At 63.2% G+C, this 21,309-nt stretch carries 22 protein-coding genes, 1 pseudogene and 2 riboswitches; of the genes and pseudogenes, 10 read left to right on the top strand and 13 right to left on the bottom strand.

Going from position 1 to position 21,309, the window contains the following annotated elements; genetic code table 11:
- The first annotated feature begins 1 nt into the window (after position 1).
- From QM467_RS05060 to QM467_RS05040, 4 genes are all read left to right on the top strand, one after another.
- Complete coding sequence (locus tag QM467_RS05060; RefSeq protein WP_283365214.1) at positions 2-496, top strand: urate hydroxylase PuuD; 495 nt, start codon at positions 2-4, stop codon at positions 494-496.
- Positions 497-520: 24 nt separating this feature from the next.
- Complete coding sequence (serC, locus tag QM467_RS05055) at positions 521-1,591, top strand: 3-phosphoserine/phosphohydroxythreonine transaminase (protein ID WP_283365213.1); 1,071 nt, start codon at positions 521-523, stop codon at positions 1,589-1,591.
- A 5-nt stretch (positions 1,592-1,596) separates the two neighbouring features.
- On the top strand, positions 1,597-2,709 hold the full coding sequence (locus tag QM467_RS19890; RefSeq protein ID WP_446737732.1) for a GDCCVxC domain-containing (seleno)protein: 1,113 nt from the start codon (positions 1,597-1,599) through the stop codon (positions 2,707-2,709).
- A gap of 223 nt (positions 2,710-2,932) precedes the next feature.
- Positions 2,933-3,622 carry a Crp/Fnr family transcriptional regulator gene (locus QM467_RS05040; protein ID WP_283365212.1) on the top strand — a complete coding sequence of 230 codons (690 nt, stop codon included), beginning with the start codon at positions 2,933-2,935 and terminating at the stop codon, positions 3,620-3,622.
- 92 nt (positions 3,623-3,714) lie between these two features.
- Here the strand turns inward: QM467_RS05040 and bluB are convergent, their stop codons facing one another.
- Both bluB and QM467_RS05030 read right to left on the bottom strand, forming a co-directional pair.
- Entirely contained in the window at positions 3,715-4,461 is a 747-nt protein-coding gene (gene bluB / locus QM467_RS05035) for a 5,6-dimethylbenzimidazole synthase (RefSeq protein ID WP_283365211.1), read from the bottom strand.
- A gap of 44 nt (positions 4,462-4,505) precedes the next feature.
- A riboswitch (cobalamin riboswitch) is annotated at positions 4,506-4,694 on the bottom strand.
- Between the two features lies 1 nt (position 4,695).
- A complete protein-coding gene (locus QM467_RS05030; RefSeq protein WP_283365210.1) occupies positions 4,696-5,742 on the bottom strand; it encodes an FAD-dependent oxidoreductase in 1,047 nt (348 codons plus the stop codon).
- A 70-nt stretch (positions 5,743-5,812) separates the two neighbouring features.
- Positions 5,813-5,930, bottom strand: a riboswitch (TPP riboswitch).
- A gap of 170 nt (positions 5,931-6,100) precedes the next feature.
- On the opposite strand from QM467_RS05030, the pseudogene QM467_RS05025 reads away from it, so the two are divergent.
- Positions 6,101-7,222 (top strand): annotated as a pseudogene (locus QM467_RS05025) (NnrS family protein); the annotation flags it as partial.
- Between the two features lie 22 nt (positions 7,223-7,244).
- Here the strand turns inward: QM467_RS05025 and ubiV are convergent.
- The 3 genes from ubiV to ubiT are packed head-to-tail and all read right to left on the bottom strand — an operon-like array spanning position 7,245 to position 9,738.
- Positions 7,245-8,162, bottom strand: coding sequence for a ubiquinone anaerobic biosynthesis protein UbiV (gene ubiV / locus QM467_RS05020; protein ID WP_283365209.1), 918 nt, complete (start codon positions 8,160-8,162; stop codon positions 7,245-7,247).
- 26 nt (positions 8,163-8,188) lie between these two features.
- A complete protein-coding gene (ubiU, locus tag QM467_RS05015) occupies positions 8,189-9,184 on the bottom strand; it encodes a ubiquinone anaerobic biosynthesis protein UbiU (protein ID WP_283365208.1) in 996 nt (331 codons plus the stop codon).
- On the bottom strand, positions 9,181-9,738 hold the full coding sequence (ubiT, locus tag QM467_RS05010) for a ubiquinone anaerobic biosynthesis accessory factor UbiT (protein WP_283365207.1): 558 nt from the start codon (positions 9,736-9,738) through the stop codon (positions 9,181-9,183). Before ubiT ends, ubiU begins: the two co-directional genes overlap by 4 nt.
- Before the next feature lie 80 nt (positions 9,739-9,818).
- On the opposite strand from ubiT, the gene QM467_RS05005 reads away from it, so the two are divergent.
- Genes QM467_RS05005 through QM467_RS04995 form a run of 3 tightly spaced genes read left to right on the top strand, consistent with a single transcriptional unit; the run spans position 9,819 to position 12,282 of the window.
- The gene (locus tag QM467_RS05005) at positions 9,819-11,342 is read left to right on the top strand and encodes a UbiD family decarboxylase (protein ID WP_283365206.1); all 1,524 of its coding nucleotides are present in this window, start codon (positions 9,819-9,821) and stop codon (positions 11,340-11,342) included.
- Complete coding sequence (locus QM467_RS05000) at positions 11,339-11,983, top strand: UbiX family flavin prenyltransferase (RefSeq protein WP_283365205.1); 645 nt, start codon at positions 11,339-11,341, stop codon at positions 11,981-11,983. Before QM467_RS05005 ends, QM467_RS05000 begins: the two co-directional genes overlap by 4 nt.
- Positions 11,980-12,282, top strand: a complete 303-nt coding sequence (locus QM467_RS04995) for a hypothetical protein (RefSeq protein ID WP_283365204.1) — start codon at positions 11,980-11,982, stop codon at positions 12,280-12,282. Before QM467_RS05000 ends, QM467_RS04995 begins: the two co-directional genes overlap by 4 nt.
- A gap of 72 nt (positions 12,283-12,354) precedes the next feature.
- Here QM467_RS04995 and QM467_RS04990 read toward each other — a convergent pair whose 3' ends face one another.
- Positions 12,355-13,197: a LysR family transcriptional regulator gene (locus tag QM467_RS04990; RefSeq protein ID WP_283365203.1), complete on the bottom strand. Its 843-nt coding sequence runs from the start codon at positions 13,195-13,197 to the stop codon at positions 12,355-12,357.
- Positions 13,198-13,241: 44 nt separating this feature from the next.
- A complete protein-coding gene (ccoG, locus tag QM467_RS04985; RefSeq protein ID WP_283365324.1) occupies positions 13,242-14,552 on the bottom strand; it encodes a cytochrome c oxidase accessory protein CcoG in 1,311 nt (436 codons plus the stop codon).
- Positions 14,553-14,983: 431 nt separating this feature from the next.
- On the opposite strand from ccoG, the gene QM467_RS04980 reads away from it, so the two are divergent.
- Together QM467_RS04980 and QM467_RS04975 are read left to right on the top strand one after the other, a co-directional pair.
- Positions 14,984-15,238 (top strand): hypothetical protein, encoded by a 255-nt coding sequence (locus QM467_RS04980; RefSeq protein ID WP_283365202.1) that lies wholly within the window; start codon positions 14,984-14,986, stop codon positions 15,236-15,238.
- 445 nt (positions 15,239-15,683) lie between these two features.
- Positions 15,684-15,827: a hypothetical protein gene (locus QM467_RS04975; RefSeq protein ID WP_283365201.1), complete on the top strand. Its 144-nt coding sequence runs from the start codon at positions 15,684-15,686 to the stop codon at positions 15,825-15,827.
- Between the two features lie 41 nt (positions 15,828-15,868).
- On the opposite strand, the gene QM467_RS19885 is transcribed toward QM467_RS04975, so the two are convergent.
- The 6 genes from QM467_RS19885 to QM467_RS04945 form a co-directional block, all read right to left on the bottom strand.
- Complete coding sequence (locus QM467_RS19885) at positions 15,869-16,633, bottom strand: ferritin family protein (protein WP_446737741.1); 765 nt, start codon at positions 16,631-16,633, stop codon at positions 15,869-15,871.
- A 170-nt stretch (positions 16,634-16,803) separates the two neighbouring features.
- Positions 16,804-17,802, bottom strand: coding sequence for an FAD:protein FMN transferase (locus tag QM467_RS04965; protein WP_283365199.1), 999 nt, complete (start codon positions 17,800-17,802; stop codon positions 16,804-16,806).
- Entirely contained in the window at positions 17,802-18,317 is a 516-nt protein-coding gene (locus QM467_RS04960; protein WP_283365198.1) for a nitrous oxide reductase accessory protein NosL, read from the bottom strand. The genes QM467_RS04965 and QM467_RS04960 overlap by 1 nt, the downstream gene beginning before the upstream one ends.
- Positions 18,314-19,141 carry an ABC transporter permease gene (locus QM467_RS04955; protein WP_283365197.1) on the bottom strand — a complete coding sequence of 276 codons (828 nt, stop codon included), beginning with the start codon at positions 19,139-19,141 and terminating at the stop codon, positions 18,314-18,316. The genes QM467_RS04960 and QM467_RS04955 overlap by 4 nt, the downstream gene beginning before the upstream one ends.
- Complete coding sequence (locus tag QM467_RS04950) at positions 19,138-20,040, bottom strand: ABC transporter ATP-binding protein (RefSeq protein ID WP_283365196.1); 903 nt, start codon at positions 20,038-20,040, stop codon at positions 19,138-19,140. The genes QM467_RS04955 and QM467_RS04950 overlap by 4 nt, the downstream gene beginning before the upstream one ends.
- A complete protein-coding gene (locus QM467_RS04945; RefSeq protein ID WP_283365195.1) occupies positions 20,037-21,308 on the bottom strand; it encodes a nitrous oxide reductase family maturation protein NosD in 1,272 nt (423 codons plus the stop codon). The genes QM467_RS04950 and QM467_RS04945 overlap by 4 nt, the downstream gene beginning before the upstream one ends.
- Position 21,309: the final 1 nt, after the last annotated feature.

The raw sequence follows: 21,309 nt of genomic DNA, 5'->3' as shown, positions 1-21,309 counted from the left end.
AATGCAATTGGCGATCGTCGATATGGCGGCGCGATGGCTGCATATAGCCGGAGTTCTCGTCTGGGTCGGGCATAACTGGGCCAATGTCGTGAACCATCCGGTCTACCGGCGCATCCTGCCGCAAGATCCGCCCGACGCCGCGCGCGAGGTCTTCCTTGCCGCGTCGAAACGCGAACACGGCGTGTTCCGCCATGCATCGCTCCTGGTCTGGGCGACCGGCCTGCTCATGTTGTGGAATCGCGGCGAGATCGTCGATGCCTATATGCTCTCGGGCGCGTCGCTGTGGATTGGTATAGGCGTGTGGTGCGGCACGATCATGGTCCTGAACTTGTGGCTGATCCTGTGGCCGCACCAGAAGAAGGTGTTGGGCTACATCGAAGCGACAGTCGAAGAACGGCTTCGCTGCACGCGTGTCACCTTTCTCTCGTCGCGAACGAACAGCTTTCTGTCTCTGGCGACGCTGTTTTTCATGGTGACAGCCGCGCATGGGGCATGAGGGCGCGTGCGAAAGGGTGTGGCGATGACCTCCTTCAGTTTCGCCTCGGCTCAGGCCTCTCTCCCGCCTGACGTTCGTGAGGAACTGGAGCAGGAAATCCGTCAATGGCGCGGCAGCGGTCTTTCGCTGCTCGAACTGCCTTTTTCCGATCATGATTTCGAGGCGATTCGAGCCGGGGCGGAACAGGACCTTCGCGAATTGCTCGGCCTGAGCGCCGAGCATCATGTTCTTTTCCTGCAAGGCGGCGCCACCGCACAATTTTCGCTGGCGCCGCTGAATCTGCTTCGCGACGGCGACTGCGCCGATTACGTCGAAACCGGATTATGGTCGCGTCGCGCCCGGGACGCAGCCTCCCCCTGGGGCGCAATCCATGTCGCCGCGACGGGCGACGGACGATCGCTCCCGCATCCGCAGAACTGGCGGCTTTCTCCCAGCGCCATCTATTGCCACGTCACGTCCAACGAAACGGTCGAAGGATTGCAGTTCGAGACATTCCCGGACCTCGGCAGGATTCCGCTGGTCGCCGACATGACCTCCGACTTTCTCACTCGGCCGATCCCGCTGGGCCCGTTCGGATTGATCTACGCAAGCGCGCAAAAAAACCTGGGAATTGCGGGACTGACCATTGTCGTGGTTCACGGAAAAATGCTCCGAAGCAGACGCCAAGCTGTTCCCGGGCCATTCGATTATGCGCTCCAGGCGGCGGCGCGCAGCAGGGTCAACACGCCGCCGACCTTTGCCGTCGCCGTCGCCGGCAAGATGATGCGTTGGCTGATCGGCGCCGGGGGGCTCCCGGCGGCTGAGGCGCGGGCCGCCCAAAGATCCGCCTCGCTCTATTCCATCATCGATCAGGACAGTTTCTATTCCTGTCCAGCGTCCGCGCCAGATCGTTCGCGCGTCAGCGTCCGCTTTCATCTGGCGGAGCCCAGCCTGGACGCGACGTTTGCGGCCGAGGCCGAGGCCAATGGCCTTCTGAATCTGCGCGGGCATCCGACTGTCGGGGGATTTCGCGCTTCGCTGTACAATTCCGCGCCGCAGAAAGCGGCCCAGGCGCTGGCGGAGTTCATGGACGATTTCAGGTGTCGCAAGGGCTAGAGGTGATGGCGCAAACACGGTCCCGGGACGTCCCCATATCGGCCATGGGCCTGTTGTTTTCCAGTCCGCTGGGCGTGGCCGCAGGCGTCGATCGCAACGGCGAAAAACTCGCCGCGCTCGATCTCGCCGGATTTGGCCATATCGAACTCGGAACCATAGCGATCGGCGAGACGCTGACGATTGGATTGCGGCCGCAAGGCCTGCGCATTGGAGTGAATTTCGGCAGTTTGCGGCCGGGAATGGACGAAGCCGTCATCACTGACTACAGCGCCGCGCTGCGACAGGTTTATGGCAGCTCCGATTACCTCTGCGCCAATCTGACCTCGCCCCGCCATGGTCGCGACGGGAATAGCGATGGCGTGGATGCCTTGATTTGCAGACTGCGAGACGTGCGCGACCTTTGCGCCTCCGAGACCGGACGACGCGCGCCGCTCCTGATCAAGGTGGACGGCGGCTCGCCCGGCGATCCGTTGCCAAAGGCGATCCTTGAGGCGCGGCGCCAGACTCTGGACGGCCTCGTCCTTGTCTGCGAATCTGCGCCGCGGATCGCTGCGATCAAACGCCATGTCGGGACGATGACGCTGATCTCGGTCGGTGGCGTCAGGACTGCGAGACAGGCGAGGGAACGGATCGACGCGGGCGCCGCTCTGGTTCAGGCGCACAAGGCCTTCGTGGACGGCAAACTGCGCTCCGTAAGTGGAAACGGTCGCATGTTTGACGACAGGCGGATACGAGCAAAGCGCGTCCCTCGAGGAAAGCCGGAGGACGGCGACGCCTTGTCGCCCTTCGCACCCAGGACCGGCTCCGACCCCTCCTCCGTTCTTGACGGAGTTTTGGAATCGGCGGCCTTCCAGGAAGTCGGATCACGACCCGCCATGACGACAAGCACTCTCTCGACGATCACCTGCCCGTCCTGCGGCCATCGCGCGACGGAAATGATGCCAGTGGACGCATGCCAAACGTCCTATGAGTGCAAAGGATGCGGGATCGTTCTTCGGCCAAAGCCGGGGCGTGATTGCATCTTCTGCTCCTATGGCGACGTTGCCTGCCCGCCCGTTCAGGCGCGGCGCGCCGCCAGCGCCGAGGCAGGAACATGTTGTGGCGCCTGCGGCGGCTGAGCCGTTCTGACGATTTGCGCCAGCGTTTGCGGCGGCGCAAAGAGGACAATCGCGCCCTGCCTCATGTTGACCGCCTGCCGCCGGCGGATGTCAGACCGCCGCGAAACGCGTGCGTCGCGGGACAGCGCGGCATGCAACGGAACCGCCCGTTCGATGGGGAGACCGCGAATTGGAACAAGGTTCCAAATTGACGCCCGCCGATGACAAAGCCGGCGCCTGCGCGATGGATGACAACGCAATCCTGTCGCGATCGCCCCTGCTTCGCGCCATGGGCGCCGACCTCATGCGCTCGATTGTGCAAAGCCGCCCGGCCCGGCGCTATGCCCGTGGAGAGTCGATTTTTCAGCAGGGCGATCCGGCGGAATCCTTTTTCGTGGTGATCGAGGGCTGGGTCAAACTCTATCGCGAGCGCGAAAACGGCGATCAGGTCGTGGTCACGATTTTCGCGGCGGGTGAGTCCTTTGCGGAAGCAGCGATGTTCCTCGGCGGCCGCTATCCGGCCTCCGCCGAGGCGGTCTCGCCCGCGCGGGTCGCCAGGATCGATGGAAGCGCCCTTCGTCGCGAGATCATCGCGCAACCGCAGCTTGCCTTTGACATGCTCGCCGCCGCCTCACAGCACCTCAAGAAACTGGTCTTGCAAATCGAGCAACTGAAGACGCAGTCTGCGCCGCAGCGCATCGCTGAATTTTTTCTCGATCAGATCACGACGGCGAGCGGTGCTGCGGTTATCGCGCTTCCCTATGAAAAGGCCTTGATCGCCAATCGCCTGGGCATGAAACCGGAAAGCTTTTCGCGCGCCTTGTCGAAATTGAGCGAAGTCGGCGTGACCGTCTACCGCGACACGATTCGCGTCAAGGACGTCGCGCACCTTGCATCGTTTTGCGAACGATCACCGAAGCCTGATCCAATCTGATGGCGGCTTGAACCAGCGCGGAACCCGCGCCGGCCGGCACTTGGCGTTCGATCGAGCCTTCAGAATTGGCGGCAGCCTTGCGAAGCGGCTCGCTACCCGAAAATGCTCCCGTCGCGCGCAGCGCGCGCGCTGTCGCGCAGACGGTCCAGCAACGCCGGTTCGGCGGACTGGTCGCCCCATTGCTCGAAGTGAACGAGGGATTCCAGCGGAAGGCGCGAGCGCCAGCCCGCCGTCTCCAGTTCAGGTCGCGGATGATAGCCTTTCACCTTGCCGATGCAGAGATAGGCCACCGGGACAACTCGCTTTGGAATGTTGAGAATGCGCTGAACCGTTCCGTTGTCGAAGATGCTGACCCAGCCGACGCCGAGCCCTTCAGCGCGGGCGGCAAGCCACAGATTCTGCACCGCACAGACGGAACTGAAGAGATCCATGGCGCGGATATGCGTCCGCCCGATCACCGCCGGTCCCGCCCGGTCGCGATCGCAGGTCACGCAAATATTGATTGGCGCCTCCATGATCCCCTCGAGCTTCAGCGACCGGTAGACGTCGCGCTTGTCCTCGGGGAACATCAGCGCCGCCTCGCCATGCGCTTTCAGAAAGGCGTCGTGAACCCGGCGTCGAACGCCCCTGTCGCGTATGACAAGAAAGCTCCAGGGCTGCATATAGCCGACCGACGGAGCATGATGCGCCGCGACGAGGACGCGGCTGAGCGTTTCGTCGGAAACCGCATCGGGCAGGAATTCGCCTCTGGTGTCGCGGCGCGTCAAGATCGCGCGATAGAGCCCGGCGCGTTCGGCGTCGGGCAGTGGCAAAGCAGGAAGCAAAGCAGACTCGTCCATCGTCATTCCCCTTGATGGCGCTTTCGTCCCGCTGTCCATGCGCGACGAAATGGTGCTTGCCGGCCGGTCTTCTGACTTGGGCTCCCCCCGACGAAACGCCTTCCCGGCAACGCCAGTGGCTCGTGCTCCGTCAGTCCCCCTTACAGCGCTGGGCGCGTCGCGGATTGTCACCGCGTTCCCGATTCTCCCGCGCGATTTTTTTTCGTACGAGCACCGGCAAGATGCGCTCTCCTATCAAGTCCCCGCGTCGCCGCCAATGGCGAATGAGGAGGAGTCCGAGCGCATTCCCGGCCCCACCCGGCGCATGACGTCCGGCGACATGACGCCCTTGAACACGAAATCCGCGGTCCGGCGCGCCAGCGAAGGCGCAAGCAGGAAACCATGACGGAACAGGCCGTTGATGAAGATCGTGCGTTCACGCACCATGATCCGCGGCAGGTTGTCGTCGAAGGCGGGACGCAAATCCGATCCGATCTCGACGACCTCAGCCTCTGCGAAAGCGGGATGGATGGCGTAGGCGGCATTGGCCAGCTCCACGATCGAACGGGCGGTGACGCGGGCGCGTTCCTCGTTTTCGATCTGGGTGGCGCCGATCATGTACCGCTTCTCGTCGCGCGGCACGACATAGACCTGATGGCGCGGATGCAGCAACCGGATCGGACGCGAGAACGACAGGTCCTGCGCATCGAGAACGAACATTTCCCCCTTCACGCCGCGCAGCCCCGACAGGTTCTCGCGCGCGGCAAAGCCGCGGCAGTCGATGGTCCAGTCGGGCTGGCCTTCGGCGTCGGCCGCATCCACCCCCAGCCGAAGGCGCACATTCGCCATGCCGACCAGCCGCCGGGCCAGAACGTCGAGCGCGATGCGCGGATCGAGATGAGCCTCGCGCGGAAAATACAGTGCGCGCGCAAAGCGTCCGGCAAGATCAGGCTCCAATTCGGCGATGCGATTGGCGCCGATCTCCTCGAAATCCTCCGTGCGCCGGGCAAACTGGATGAGGTCGGCGCGGTCACGTGCGGTCGCGACGACGAGGCTGCCGCGCGTCTGGGCGACGGGAACGGTTTGCGTCCAGTATGCCAGCGCCTCCATGCCCAGCCGCGCGACCAGAGGCTCGGTCGATTCCATCTCGCACCATGGCGCGACCATCCCGCCCGCATACCAGGAGCAGCCGCGTCCCGGCGCCTCTTCGCGCTCGATGATTTCAACCTCCGCGCCGCGTCGCGCAAATTCATAGGCGGCTGTCAGTCCGGCGACGCCGGCTCCGATGATTCTGATTTCCATTCGAGCGCCCCTCCGGCTGATGTGGCCAGTTGCGTAACGCGAGAAGGCTCGTGAATGGCGCGCAACTCTCTGCCGCCGCAAGCGCCATCCCTCCGCCAGCATGAACTGGATCAGGTTCTAAGGATCGCCGAGCCGCACGAGCGCCATCGGCCTCTCAGCTTCTTGTCGAAGCTCTCCTTGGCCATCAGACCATGTGCGAACGCCACCAAACGCGCGTCAAGGACGCAGCCGCGCGCCGCGCCGGAAATTCGTGCGGCAATTTGCGCTGTCGCAAGCATCCCCGGAAAACAGCGCTGCCCGAGCGCCGCTCGTGGCATAGACCGGGACGCGTCATCGGCCTTCCAAATGTGGCTTCAGAATGAAACATCCAGGCGCTCCGCCAGAGCAGGTCCCGGCGCAGCCCTTCGCTCCCTTTTTCTCATTCGCGGCGATCGACGCCATGATCGGAGCTGGCGCCTGGCTGCTGGCGCTCCAGCCAGGAGGAGCGTCGTGGCCGTTGCCGGACGATCTTGCAGTCTGGCATGCGCGCGAAATGCTGTTGGGATACCTCGGCGCCGCTCTCGCCGGTTTTTTCCTGACCGCCTTGCCCCGATGGACCCGAAAAGCCGCCCCCGCCTGGGCGCCCGGCTGTGTTCTGGCGACGTGGCTGGTCGCGCGTTTCGCGCCTCTTGCGCCGCATCCCTTCGCCTTCCTCGCCGCCCTGCCCTGCGTCGTCCTTGCGGTTGCCGCCGGCTTTCAGGTCGCCGCCGCGAGAGACGCGCGCAACGTCAAGACCGTCGTTTTGCTGGCGCTCTACGCAGCAGCGGGGATGGGATTTGCAACCTCCACCGACAGCGCCGCGCAGGACGCGGCGCTGCGACTGGCTGTCGCAGCCCTGATCGGCCTGGTCATGCTCATAGGCGGCCGTGTCCTGCCTGAACTGACATCCCGTTTCGACGCTCTGTGCGGCGAAGCGCCGTCCCCGGTCCGCGACGAGGCCGTCGAGTTTTTCACGGCGCTGTCAGCGGGATTGGCGCTGATCTGCTGGCTGGGACAAATGAGCGGCCGAGCCGCCGCTTTCGCGTTCGTGTGCGCCGCCGCGGCGCAGGTCTGGCGCATGGCCGTTTGGCTTGGACGACGAACCGCGTCGTCGGCGCCGCTGCGCGCCCTGTATGGCGCCTACGCCTCGCTGCCCGCCGGCTTCGCCCTGCTCGGCGGCCACGCGCTGGCCCCGGAGGCGATTCCGGAAAGCGCCGGACTGCATCTTTGGATGGCCGGAGCTTTCGGCGGCATGACGCTGGCGATCATGTCGAGCATGATCCGGCGACGTAACGGCCTTGCTTTCGTCGCCTCGCGCGCCGGCAACGCCACGGCGCTGTTCTGGCTCGTCGCGGTCCTGTGCCGAACCATCGCGACGTTCGTTCCCGCACGAGGCTATTGGTTGACTGCGGCCGCCTGCGCCTGGTCGGCAGCTTTCGCAACGTTCCTTTTCGATTTCCGCGCCCCCTTGCTGCGCGGATTATTCAGGCGCCAGCAAGCGGCGCTGCGCCAAAGTCGCCGAACAGGAAGCCATCGGAAAACGCCGCTTCCGGCGCCGCCCGCCGCACCCGTAAGAGCCCCTCCCGAGGCGAGACGGCCCCCGACGCCGCATCGGCGAACGCGCGGCACACCCCAGTGAAATCGCCGCTGTGGGGAGAAAGACGCAAACCGGTCACGCCGGCTTTGGCAAGCCGGTCGAGATCGCCGATCAGGTTGCAATATTTGTGCGACAGGGTCTGGACGCCGTTGATCGCCAGAAAATCGACGCCGTCGAGCGTGCGCGTCGTCAGCCCATCGGCGTCGCGCGCGCAGACAAACTGGCAGGAATCCTTGGTCAGCCCATGCGCCCGCGCATGATAGCATCGTCCGGATATGGCGAGCGGAATTCGGCCATAGGCCCAAAGTTCCGACGCGGCGCCGCATTTGGCCGCCGCTGCGGCCAGAACTTCGACCGATGCGAACGGCAACTCCGGCGGCAGGCAAAAGCGACGCGCGCCTTTTCCCGCCAGGAACGCCAGCGTGGCCTCGTTATAGACATTGACCATCGGCCCGATCGAAAAGACCGTTTCCGGCTTGACGTAATTCATCAGGGTGAGATCGTCGATTTCGACCTCATGCTCTGCCTGAGCGAACAAGTCCCGCGCCGCGCGCCGTTCCCGCTCCAGCGTCACCAGGATGAGTGAAGACAACACCACGCTCTTGCCGCCACGCTGCAGTCGTTCGATAGCGTCCGGAATGCGGTTGGCGTAAAAGGGCGCCCGCTTCGAGCATACGCTCTCACCGATGACAACCCGATCTACCGGCGCCTCGTCCGCGACACGCGCATAGAAATCGGAGAAAGCGTCCGCAGGCCAGTTGAATTGCAGCGGGCCGACGGTCAGCGTGAATTTTTTCTGCTCCAAATGTCGGGCTCCTTATCCAGAGGACCTTAGCGCCAGGTCTTGCGATAGGCGCCCGAGGTGGTTTGCTGTCCCTCGGTCAGGTCACGCAGTTCGCTGGCGGGGATCGGCCTTCCCTCGGCATGGGCGTCGAGCGCCCGACGAAAACTGCGCACAACCGCCTCGGTATAGGCCCGGCTTCTTTGCCGCCCTTCGATTTTCAACGCCGTGACGCCGGCCTTGGCAAGCGCCGGAATCAGGGAGGCTGCATCGAGACTCGCTGGATCCTCGAAGACATGGCCGCGATAATCGCCAGCTTGAAAGCATCCCTTGCAAAGCGTCGGATAGGGCGCCGCCTGCCCCGCCGCGACACGATGAATGGCGAAACCGCCGAGACGCGACACCAGTTCGCCGCCTTCCTCGCGATAGACGACATGGCTGGCCGGCGAACAGGCGCCGTTCATGTTGGGAGATTTTCCGGTGGCGTAGGACGACAGGGAGCATCGCCCCTCGGCCATCACGCACAGGCCGCCGAAAATGAAGACCTCGGTCTCGATCTCGATATCGCGATTGATCGCTGCGATTTCCTGCACCGTCAGCACGCGAGGCAGCACGACGCGCTTGACGCCGAACGAACGCGCGTAAAAGGCGATCGCGTCGGCGTTGGCCGCCGCCGCCTGGACGGAAAGATGCAGCCGCAGCGCCGGATGGCGTCGCGACGCATAATCGAGCAGCCCGAGATCGGCGAGGATGACGGCGTCAGCGCCCAGGCGCATGGCGTCGTCGACAGCGGAACTCCAGAGCCTTGAAGCTCCGGCGCGCGGAAACGTGTTGATGGCGATCAGGGTTTTCGCGCCATGACGGCCAGCGTATTTGATTGCCTCGGCCATTTCATCGCGCGAAAAATTCAGGCCGGGAAAGTTGCGCGCATTGGTTTCATCGTCGAAACCGCAATAGACCGCATGGGCGCCCGCGTCGATTGCCGCGCGAAAGGCGGCCGGCGTCCCGGCCGGGCAAATGAGTTCGAGTGTCCGGCCAGCGCTCATTCCGGCCACTCGCGCTCGATGCGGGTCACGGCGACGCCGCTCCACCGGCCGACAAGCGCGGCCAGTTGACGCACAGGATTCGCGGCCATGGACTCCAGCGGCCCCAGCATGGCCACCGCCTCGCGCGTCAGATCGATCTCTTCGTTGTCGATGGCGTTCCGCAGGGCGAGCACGGCCCCGGTGTCGCCCTCGATGATCAGATCGCGCGAGAAGAAGAGCGCGTCGCCGTCGAAAACGCCGTGCACCATTCCGAGCATGGCGGCAAGCGGGCCGGCGATGCGCGCGTCCCAGACGCCAGCCTCGCCCCGGCGGAGGGCCCGCAGGCCAGGCGAGCCGGTTCGAGGCGCGAGCAGAAAGACGAATGGCAGATCAATCGGATCGATCAGGAATTTTTTCCCCGCCTGTTCGCCGAGACGCGAAAACAGCCGAGGATGCCGCCGCCCGAGGCTCGCGGCCAGACTCGCGCCGGCCAGAGACAGCGGCGCCAGCGGCGCAAAGCGCAGCACCAACGCCCCCACGCGCGGGAAATGTGGAATCGTTCGTTCATTCGACATGACCCCATAAACCAGATGTCTTTTTCACACGCCTTAACAATGGTTAAGGCGCGAGGGCGTGTTTCGGGGCACGAGACGCCATGAGCTTTCGAGATTTGCCCACGTTTCGCGATTTACGCGCCTTTGCCAGCTTCCTCGAACAGCGGAAACTCTTGACGCACATCGGTGAGCCGATCGGCCTGGTCCACGAAATGACCGAGGTTCACCGCCGCGTCCTCGTGGCGGGCGGCCCGGCGCTCTGGTTCGACAACCCGGTTTCGGAGCGCGGCGCCGGTGGGATGCCGGCGCTCGCCAACCTTTTCGGAACGCCGGAACGTGTCGCCGCGGGCTTTGGCGTTCGCCTTTCGCGCATCGCCGAACTCGGCGAGATGCTGGCCGCACTTCGCGAGCCTGCGCCGGTCGACGGCTTTCGAGACGCGATGAACCGCTGGCCGATGCTGCGCGCGGCGCTGAGCACGCGCTCGCAAAATGTCGCGCGGCCGGATTGCCAAGCGGAAAGCTGGCGTGGCGACGATGTCGATCTCGGCAGACTGCCGATCCAGACCTGCTGGCCGGGCGAGCCGGCGCCGCTGATCACGTGGCCCCTTGTCATCACGCGACCGCCGGACAGCCATGCCGACGAAACGGCGCGCATGAATATCGGCGTCTATCGAATGCAGGCCCTGGGAAGGGATCGGGCGATCCTGCGCTGGCTGGCGCATCGGGGTGGCGCGGCGCACCATCGCGCCTGGCGGCGACGCGGCGACGACATGCCTGTCGCTGTGGCGATCGGCGCGGATCCGGCGACGATCCTTTCGGCGGTCCTGCCGCTACCCGAAACCATCTCGGAATTGCGTTTCTCCGGCGTGCTTCGTGGCGAGCGTCCGCGCGTCTCGCCCGCCCTGACCATCCCCATGCTGGTCCCGGCCGACGCGGAAATCATCCTGGAAGGCTACGTGTCCGCGACCGAAACCGCGCCGGAAGGCCCCTATGGCGACCATACCGGCTATTACAACAGCGTGGAGTCGTTTCCGGTCATGCGGATCACCGCCATCACCATGCGGCGCGATCCCGTCTATCTGACGACCTTTACCGGGCGGCCGCCGGACGAACCTTCGATTATCGGCGCCGTCCTCAACGATCTGGCGTTGCCAACCATGCGTCGGCAGATGCCGGAAATCGTCGATGTCTGGCTGCCGCCGGAAGCGTGCTCCTATCGCATGGCGATCGTTTCGATCCGCAAATCCTACCCGGGGCAGGCCCGGCGCGTGATGATGGGGCTATGGGGCATGCTGCCGCAATTCAACTACACCAAGACGATCATCGTGGTCGACGAGGATATCGATGTTCGCAAATGGCAGGACGTTGCGTGGGCGATGGCGACGCGGATGGATCCCTCGCGCGATCTGACCGTTCTTGCGGGCACACCCATCGACTATCTCGATTTCGCCTCGCCCGAATCCGGCCTGGGCGGAAAGCTCGGCATCGACGCGACCAACAAGATTGGCGGCGAAACGCACCGGGAATGGGGACAAACGCTGAAAATGTCTGAAGCCGTCCGGCAGCGGATCGACGCGATATGGCCACGCATCGCCGGCAGTTTTGCGCCCGGAGACCCACGATGACTCATGTCGTGGTCGGGATAAGCGGCGCCTCCGGCGCGGCAATCGGATTGCGGATCGTCGAAATTCTCGACGATCTAGGCGCCGAAACCCATCTGGTCGTTTCGCGCGCGGCGAAGCGCACGCTGGCGGAGGAAGTCGGCCCGGGAGCCCTGTCCCGATTGCGCGCCCGTGCACGCCACTGGCACGGCGTCGACGACATTGGCGCAAGCGTTGCCTCCGGCTCGTTCCCGACGCGCGGGATGATCGTCGCGCCCTGTTCGATGCGAACGCTGGCGGCGATCGCGCATTGCCTCGCCGATAACCTGCTGGTGCGGGCGGCGGACGTTCATCTGAAGGAACGACGCAAGCTTGTGCTGGTGGCGCGCGAAACGCCGCTCCACCTTGGCCATTTGCGCGCCATGACGGCGGCGACCGAAGCGGGCGCGATCGTCATGCCGCCGGTTCCGGCCTTTTATCTGAAACCCGCCAGCATCGACGATATCGTCGACCAGATCGCGCGGCGCGCCATCGACCTGCTGCAGGTGTTCGAACCGGTTGCGGCGCAATGGCATGGCGGTCTGGAACGATCCGAAGCCGACGACGTTATCGAGGCCTTGGCATCCACGACCGAGCAGATCATTCGCATGGAGCGCGGCCAATGACGCCCGGTCATCGCCTCATCGGCGTTCGAATCCGAAATGACCTCTCGATCAGGGTCGAAGCCGTTCTGGTCAGGAAGGAAAGAGAAGACTCTTGGCGCGCGCGGCTTCATCCCGCGGACCTGATCGAATCGGGCGATCGTTTGAGATTCGGAGACGCGACCGAGAACCCGACATGCCTTTTGGCTTTCCTGGATGCGGATGTCATCGAAAAGAACGGCGAAACCGTCCTGCTGTCATTTCACTTCACGGGAGCCGCGCTTGACGACGCGCTCGACAGGCTTGGCCAGATCAAGCCTTGATCTTCGCTGCAACTTCTTGCAGAGCGCCGACGGTTAGCGGCATTGGCGAGCATGACATTTCGTGGACGACGATCACTTGCTCCTGAAGCAATCCCGCAAGGACGCTCTAATCGCATCAAGCAATTCACGATCACGGCGCGCCGCATAGACGACATAAACCGAATGCGAGAATTCAGGCGCGTCCGCCACGCGGCGCAACCGCCCCTCGGCCAGATGCGCCTGGACGCTTCCGAGCCGGAAATAGCCGGCTCCCCCGACCGCCATCATGTACGAGCGCGCGAGCGGCCCGAAATTGACCGAGAGCGGCGCGTTCGCGGGGGTTCCCGCCGCTGCGCGAACATTCACCATGAAGGCTGGCCCCCAATCAACGAGAAAATAATCGTCGGGGTTGAGCTTTCCGTCTTCTGCCGTCGTGACGAGAACCAGCTTCTCTTCGCAGAGTAGTTCGACGACAAGATCCTGCTGTTGTGGCGGATTGTGCAAGACCGCAATATCGAGCGATCCGTCCCGGATTGCGTCGAGCAGCCGCAGGGCAGAATCGACTTCAACGCGAACGGCGACATCCGGGCGCTGATGATGCATCCAGACGAGCCAATTCGTCATGGCAGGCTCCCATAGACTGAGCTCTGCCCCAACGCTGACGCCTTCTGCACGGCCTGACGGCAGCTTTATCTGCTGACGCGCCGTTTCCCAGGTCTGCACCAAATTCGTCGCGTGTCGGAGAAAACGTTCGCCCGCGACCGTGAGCCGCGCTCCGCTCTTGTTGCGGACGAACAACGGGCGCCCGAGTTGGTCCTCGAGGGCTTTGATGCGGGCGCCAACCGCCGTCTGGGTAACGAACAGCTTGTCTGCCGCAGCGACGAAGCTCCCCGTCGATACAACGGCGAGGAATGTTCGAGCGAGATTGACATCCATCGCCTTGAGCTTTCTGTTCCCCAAATTCTGGCGCGGTGGTTGACTCACCTGACGACAAAATTCTCCAAGACCACATAGGAGCGCCCGCTTTCATCGCGCGCCACGAAGCGCAGGCGAGCATCGTTCGATCGCGTACTCGTCACTGTGGCCCGCAGAATTCGGGACTCACCGGCAGGGATGTCAATTTTCTCGTTCGCGCGCCCCCCGACGATTTCGAACTTGCCGTCATCGATTCCCTCGACGGCGAGAGAATAGGCGTGCAACCTTCCGCTGTGGTTCACGATCTTGACGTCGAACGAATTGCGAATATCGCCCTCCGCAAGCATGACAAAACGCGGATTGCGATCATGCTCGACAAAGAGCGCGCCCGTCGATCGCGTGGCGAACGCATATCCCATGACGCTCGTGAGAACGATGCAGGTCGCGGCCAACGCAAGCGTTTTCGGTCTAACCAGCCGGCTCAAACGGGGTTCGTTGCTGCGCCCACGTTCGATGTTGGTCCAGGCTTCGTAATCGATCAGTCCGCGCGGTCGATTGAGCTTCTTCATGACGCCATCGCAGGCGTCCACGCACAGACCGCAATTGATGCAAGCGATATTGGGGCCTTGCCTGATGTCGATCCCGATGGGACAGACGGCGGCGCATTGGCCGCAATCCACGCAATCGCCAACCTGTTCGCCTCGCGCCCGTAAATCGGCCGCCTTTTTCGCGGACATGCGCTTTTCGCCACGATAATCCCGGTAATTCACGCTCAGAGCTTCCGGGTCCCAAATCGCGCCTTGCAGGCGCGGCCATGGACACATGAATACGCAGACCTGTTCACGTGCAAAACCTGCCAGGCAATAGGTTGTCCCCGCGAAAATCAAAATCCACGACCAGACCAGAAGCGACGCCTCCCCATGCGCGATTTGATGGACGAGCATCGGCGCATCGACGAAGTAGAAAACGAGCGCGCCGCCAGTGGCGACGGATATCGAAATCCATGCCAGATGTTTGGCCGTGATTTCCGCCACGCGCCGCAGCGTGATCGAAGCCTTTTGCTTCAGAAGCCGTTCGCGACGGTCACCTTCGATTTTTCGCTCGACCAGAAGGAAAAGATCGGTCCAGATCGTCTGGGGGCACAAGAAGCCACACCAGATTCGTCCGGCGACTGCGTTCATCAGGACGAGAAGGGTCGCCGCCAACACCAGCAATCCGGTGAGATAGTAGAGCTCCTGAGGCCAGATTTCGACGAAGAACGCGTAAAGGCGACCGTGCTCGAAATCGAGCAATACCGCCTGCGTCGGTTCGCCCGGGCCGCGATTCCAGCGCAAAAACGGCGTGAGGTAGTAGACGCTCAGACACAGGCAGAGCATCGCCCATTTGATGCGCCGTATTCTTCCCGAAACGGATTGCGGCACGACCCGTTTCTGGCCGAGCGCTCCGGTTTTCAGACGGATGCGAGAAGCATGGCTAATATCGAGAGCGACCATTCGAGCGCGCCATCCGGGATTGAGAGGATTGACCGTCGATCGATAGCCGTTGTTCGACATGACCTTGTTGCGCAAACGCAACCGAAATTGCAGTCAATTAATCACATTTCGCCGATGCCGGGGGTCACGCGCGAGGCAGCGCCGCATTGCCATTTTCTTTTTATTGACTTTTTTCTCCAGACGACAAATTCCGACGGAAACTTTGACAACAATTTTTTTGCGCCATTCCTCCGAAATTATTCGGTTGCGCAGCGCTGCTACGTCGCAAAATATCCCTCAATCATTCGACGCAACGTTCGAAGAGGAACAAAGCCATGACCATCCATGACGAAGGCCGCGCGCAAGCGATGCCGGATTCAAGCACGCGACTGCCGTCCCACCCCACGAACGTACAAGCGATGCAGCAGAAATGGTCACGCCGTCGCTGGGCGGGCGTGCTTGTCATATCCGTCAGCGTCCTTTTGGGACTGTGCATGGACGAAATCAGCGCCCGCACCGCCCTTATGCTCGGGGGGATGCTTCTTGCCTTCGCGCTGTCCGCCGATCGCCTGGACCATCCCGAAACCTGAGAGGCGTCTGGACAGGGCTCGCCGATCGCAAACCGTGACGCCGGCCCAGCCGCGACTTTGCTGGAGGCCGACGACGAGTCGTAACACCGGTTCAGAACCCGCGCCCCGGACACGCTCGGTTCGCAACAGACTTCAAGCGCCTCGCAGTCGCCAAGAATCAAAGTATCTTTGATCTTCGACTCAAGCCGCCAGCGGCGCGGAACGCCATGCAAACTGCCAGTAAGCCATCTTGATTGACGATCTCATCCTGGCGCGCGCCCTCCACGTTCTCGCCATTGTCCACTGGATCGGCGGAGTTGGATTCGTGACGCTCGTTATCTTGCCTTAGCCATGCCTTGGAATATGCATCAGGCGCAACGGAGATTTTCTACGGGCCAGCGACCACGACGAACTTGCGGCGCGAGTCGAAGCAACACAAATCAGAGCGCAGGAAAGGGCGGCGCTCGTGCGTCAGTTCATCTGGGTCGCGCCGCATGCGGGACAGTGGGACGCCGCCCGTAGCGCCTTTCAGTTAAAGGCGCTCGAACTGCTGAAGTCCTGTCCGCCCGCTCAGGAGGCGGCTAAGGACATCACCCCGGCCGTGACCTGAGCGGGGATAGAGGGAGATGCAAGCGCGCTCTCACAGATTCGTCACTTGCCGCCCGCGACCAGCAGACTATTGCTCCGCGCGCCGCCAGCTATCGCGAGACGCGCGATGACTGTGCTCGCGAGATTTTGCGCTTCCGCGACCAGCGCTTCATCATCCGATCGCTCGGCGATCGACGCATAGCGATCAAAACATTCTTCAAGGATTCGCAATCCGTCGGCGGCGCTTCGAAGGACCGACGCCAGGTCAGCATGGACGCCTGCCGCGCAGCGCAACTCGTCTTCCGCCAGTCGCTGAAAAGTGGCGGCGTCCTCCTCCTCGCCATTGGTGCGAAGAGCGTCGGCCAGCCCCGCATGCGCGACCGCCGCTTCCGCATCCCAGCGTCGCGCGAGCGCTCTCAGCTCATCGACATTGGTGGGAATTTCGAAGGTCGCAGGCCGTTTCGCATGAAAGGCGCGGCGGCGATGTTGACGAAGCAACGCCGCGTGCTGCAGTTCGTCACGCGCGAAATTTTCCGCCATGCCGCGGATTTCGTCGCTTTCCGCTTCGGCCGACAGATAGCTGTAAAAGGCGAAGGCGCGCTCCTCGTTGCGGACCGCGAAGGCCAGCGCTTCGTAAGCTCCCAATTCGGCGCCGCGCGCTTCGTCCTCATCATAACCGGGCGGCGTCTCCCATTTTACCTGTGCGATATCCGGCCGGTGGCCGAGAAGCTCCAAACTGCGATCGCCGATCTGGCTCGCATGCCGATCCTCCATTCCGGCAAGAGTGTCGAACAGGGCGGTCATTTCCATATCGCCTTGCCGCGCCATCCGCGCCGACAAACTGCGATAACGGGCTGCGGCCTCGAGTTCCAATGCCTCCGCCACGGCAAGGAGATCATCGGTTGAGCGCACTCGCACGTTGATTTGCCCCGTGTCGCCCATTGTTTGTCCTTCCGAAATTTACGCAGCTGGGCCAGCCCGTTATCGCGACTGTGCGTTTACGCTCTCTGCACGAAGCGAGAGCCATCGGGGCGGACAAAATGAGCGACCAGTCCGAGTTTGCGAACAATGGGCGCCGTCGCCTCTTCCGGCATCAGGGCGAAGGCGGTCGAAAGCGCGTCCGCCTCGGTCGTCGTCGCGGCCTCGACCGAAACCGATAGCCAGCGCCAGCTGGTGCGGCCGGTTCGCGGCTCGAACAGATGATTGAATCGTCCGGCCGGATCGAACATTGTGCCGTAGCCGCCCGACGTCGCCACCGCGCGATCGGCGAGCGGAATTCGCTGGTCCATATGCTCGGGGGCGCGAGGGTCCTCGAGTCCGACGGACCAGGGCTCCCCCCTCGGATGAGTCCCCAGCGCATAGATTTCGCCCATATTGACCATCGCGTGCTCGACGCCGCCCGCGCGCAGCAGGTCCACGACGCGGTCGGTGACATAGCCCTCGCCGATGCCGTTCAGGGTGACGCTCATCGCCGGCCGCGTCAGACGGACGCTTTCGGCGTCCACCACCAGCGCGTCCTGTCCGATGCGCGCAACAGCGGCGGCGATCGCCTCGGCGGAAGGACCTCCCGGCGAGGCCCCAGGCCGCGAAAAATGCGCCGTGTAGAGATCCCAGAGAGGCTGCACCGTCACGTCAAAGGCGCCGGTCGTCAATTCGCCATAGCGACGGCTTTCGGAAAGAACCCTGACCAGATCGAACGGCGGATTATCAACGAATCCGTCGCGATTGAGACGCGACAACGCGCTGTCCGGACGATAGAGGCTCATCACCTGCTCCAGCCGCTCGACTTCCGCCAGGCTCGCCGCGATCAGCCGGTCGGCGATCGCCGGGTCGGGATGGTGAATCTGCATGGTGGCGTCGGCGCCCAGCGCCGCGCCCGACCAGACGCGGAGGAGAGAGTTTGTCGCGGGCGCGGCGCCGGCGGCCGCGAATGGAAGGAGAGGCAGTCCGCCAGCAGCGGCCGTGATGGCGATGAAGCGCCTGCGCGTGGCTTGCATCATTGTTCTCCCGAGTTTGAAGCCAGAATGTAATCCCGCGGCATATCGTCGAACCCGACGATCCTGCCCCCCTCCGCCTCGACGAATTTGCGCGCGGCGTCCGCGCTCCCGAATGGAATAGCCTCGTCGGTGTTCATCCCGCTGCGGCGGCGGCTGCCGATCACGAAAAAGGCCATCCTCGCCTCGACCCACATTCCGGGTTCCGGCTGCTCCCAGCTTTTTGCCCGCGCCATGTCGTTGACATAGACCGCTTCGATCGCCTTCGGCATCTCCGGCAGCATGACAAACGCAAACGCGTCGCGAACTGTGGCGAACCAATAGGGGGCCGCCAGACCCCGAATGAAAATCTGGGCTTTGGGCCCGGCGTGTTCGCTTAACGACATGCCGCAGAACTGCGCGACCGACGCGTCGGAGATTTCACGAGGCGGCGGCGCGTTGGCCGCGTCCCGATTCTGCTTGCAGGAAGCAAGCAACGGCGCAGCCAGCAACGCGAGCAAGAGCGTGCGGCGTTTCATACCTGTCTCCGTGCGAACAAGGCGACGGATGCGACCAGCGGCGCGACCATCCATGCCGCAAGGGCTCCCATAAGCGTCCACGAGCCGAGGCCGGCGCCGGCGCCAAGGCCAGCGACGCCCGCAAAGCCGCTTACATCATTGCTCGTCGTCAGATTGAGCAGCCGATAAACATCGGCCGGGTTGAGAAGCAGCAAAACGTTCAACATTTGGGGCGTCACATTGCGGCCCTGATCGACGACAAGTCCGCCCAACAACGCCATATCGTAGAGCAGCACAAAGAACAGCCAGACGCCGATGGCGATGCCGCCGGCCGTCCCGCGATCACGGACCAGGGTGCTGATGAAATAGCCGATGGCGACGAACACGCCGCCGAGCAGAGCAGAGGTCCCGATCATGAACATGAAGGCCGACCAGGCGCCGGAATTGTCGCTTCCTGCCAATTGCAGGGCCAACCCGGCAAAGCCATAGCCGATTACGGTCGCGAAACCCAAAATTGCGAGATGTCCGAAGAATTTGCCGAACACCACCTGCCAGCGCGCAACCGGATAGGAGAGCAGCAAGGCCATTGTGCCGCGATCGATCTCGCCGACAATGGCGTCATAAGAAAGCAGCAAGGCGATCAAGGGGATCAGGAAAATCGTCAGGCTCGACAGGCTGACGATCGTCACGGCGAGGGCGCCGGTCTTGACCGCGCCAGTGGGAGCCGAACCCAGGAACGCCAAGGTAAGCGCCAGCGCCGCGAGCAAAGCCGTTGTCGCCAGCACCCAACGGTTTCGCATCCCGTCGCGCCATTCCTTGCCCATGATGATGAAAACCTGCCTCACTCCGCCCCCTTCTGGAATTGCGCATAGAGTTCATCGAGCGTCGGGCGCAGAATCTCGATCTGGCGCGCGGATTTGGGAAGCTCGCGCAAAATGGCGGCGACTTCGTCCTCGGCGCAGGCCCGCTCCAACCGTCCGTCGAGCATCGTCGTCCAACCAGCAAATTTATCGATCTCGACGCCATCCGCACGAAATCGAATTCGCGGTGGGATTGCGGCGAGGCTGCGCAGCTCGGGGATGCCGCCGTCGGCGACCTTCCGTCCTCGATTCATCACCACGACGCGATCGACCTGCCCCTCCAGTTCCGCGAGGGCATGCGACGACAAAAGAATCGTCGCGCCATCCCGGCGGAGCTCGCCGATGATCTCGTAGAAACTTTGCCGCAGCGCGGGATCGAGGCCAGTCGTCGGTTCGTCAAGCAACAAGGCGCGCGGATTTCCGAGCAGAGCCTGAGCCAGTCCGAGACGTTGCCGCATTCCCTTCGAATAGGTTCCGACGCGCCGATCCGCCGCCGCCGCAATGCCGACCCGTTCCAGCAACGCCTCGTTTCCGGCGGCCGGCTGGCCTTTCAGGCGCGCATAGAAGGCCAAGGTTTCGGCGCCCGTCAGCGACGGATGCAACGCGACGTTTTCCGGTAAATAGCCCAGCTCGCGCCGGGCCTTCGCGGCCGCCCCGGCGGACGGATCTTCTCCAAAAACCTGAACGCTGCCGCGCGTCGGGCGGATGAGTCCGAGCATCATCTTGATCATCGTGCTTTTGCCCGCGCCATTATGGCCGACAAGCCCGATGCATTCCCCGGCCCGCAGGTTCAAATCCACGGCGTCGACGGCGAGTTGCCGCCCATAAGTCCTGCTGACCGCCCGCAGAACCACCGTGTCCCGGTTCACGAATTCATGTTTCATGGCGTCAGCCGTTCCAGGGACGATGGCTGAACCGGCGTCATCAACGGCGCAGAATCGATCACGCCGCCAGGGTGGATCGCCGGAAACCGCGCCTGCGCCCAACGCACGATCTGGACGGCCGGGCTGTTCAGCAAAAGCTTGGCGGCGGGCGCGCGCCAGATCACCTGGTCCATAAGGTTGTTCGGTCGGTAGGCTGTATCGGCGATTCCGTCGCCATTCAGGTCGAAGGCCGGATTGTCGCTGTAATAATTGCCGCGCCCGCGCACCGACCAATCGAGCAGCCGCGTGCCGACATACATTACCTGGGTGCGATTGTTGACGAAAGCGTTTCCGCTAATTTCATTGCGTTCAGAGCCTGCGGTGAAGTGGATGCCGATGTTGCATCCCTCGAACCAGTTGCCGGTGAAACGATTCTTGTTCGCATTGTAGATAAAGACGCATTTGTCGCTTCCGCGCGCGACATTGTCCTCAACGCCCGACAAGTTGGCGTAGTTGAAAAGCAGGCCGTGATCGCGGTCCCGATCAGAGACGTTTTCACGAACTTCCAGGCGATCCGAAAACATCAGGACATAGCCGACTTCGTTGCCGGCGGAGAAGTTGCCGACGACTTCGCTGTCGTTGGTGTACATGAAGTGCACGGCGAAACGGAGATCGTGAAACGTGTTGCCGCGCACGATATTGTGACTGCTGGACACCGAAAAAACGCCGTCGCGGCCGGAGCGGATGTCATTGTCGATGATCGCCGAGCCCGGCGTGTTCCATAAGGAAATGGCTGGGCCGCGTTCGGTCCTCCGCAACTGTCGCAAGCCGGCAATCTCGTTGCGCCTGACCATCGCGTCATGCGGCCCGTCGAGATAGATCGCGATCAGATTATCGGAAAACCGATTGCCCTCGATATGCGCACGGTCGCCCGTGCGGTCGACAAAGACGCCGGAGTTCTTGTCGATCAGCGTCTGGCCGGAGCGTTGAATGGTCAGGCCGCGAAGGATCGTATCCGGCGCATTGATGGTGACGACGTTTCCGACCTGGGCGCCGTCGAGAATTGCGCCGGGCTCGCCCTCGATCGTCACGCCAGGCCGGTCGATGACAAGGCCTCCCTTGAAGAGGCCCTTCGCCAGATGAAGCGTGTCACCGGGCGCAGCGCGGGAGAGCGCCTCTGCAACGCTCTCTCCCTGGGCCACAGGAATGACGGCCGCCCGCGCATCCGCCGCCGCCAAAGCGGCTGCGACGACGAGCGCCGCAAAAGCGGGAATGCGCGGGCGGAGCATA

It is taken from the genome of Rhodoblastus sp. 17X3, assembly GCF_030056575.1.
Classification (GTDB): domain Bacteria; phylum Pseudomonadota; class Alphaproteobacteria; order Rhizobiales; family Beijerinckiaceae; genus Rhodoblastus.
Note: the sequence above shows the minus strand (reverse complement) of the source record. Positions and strands in the feature narration are given on the sequence as shown.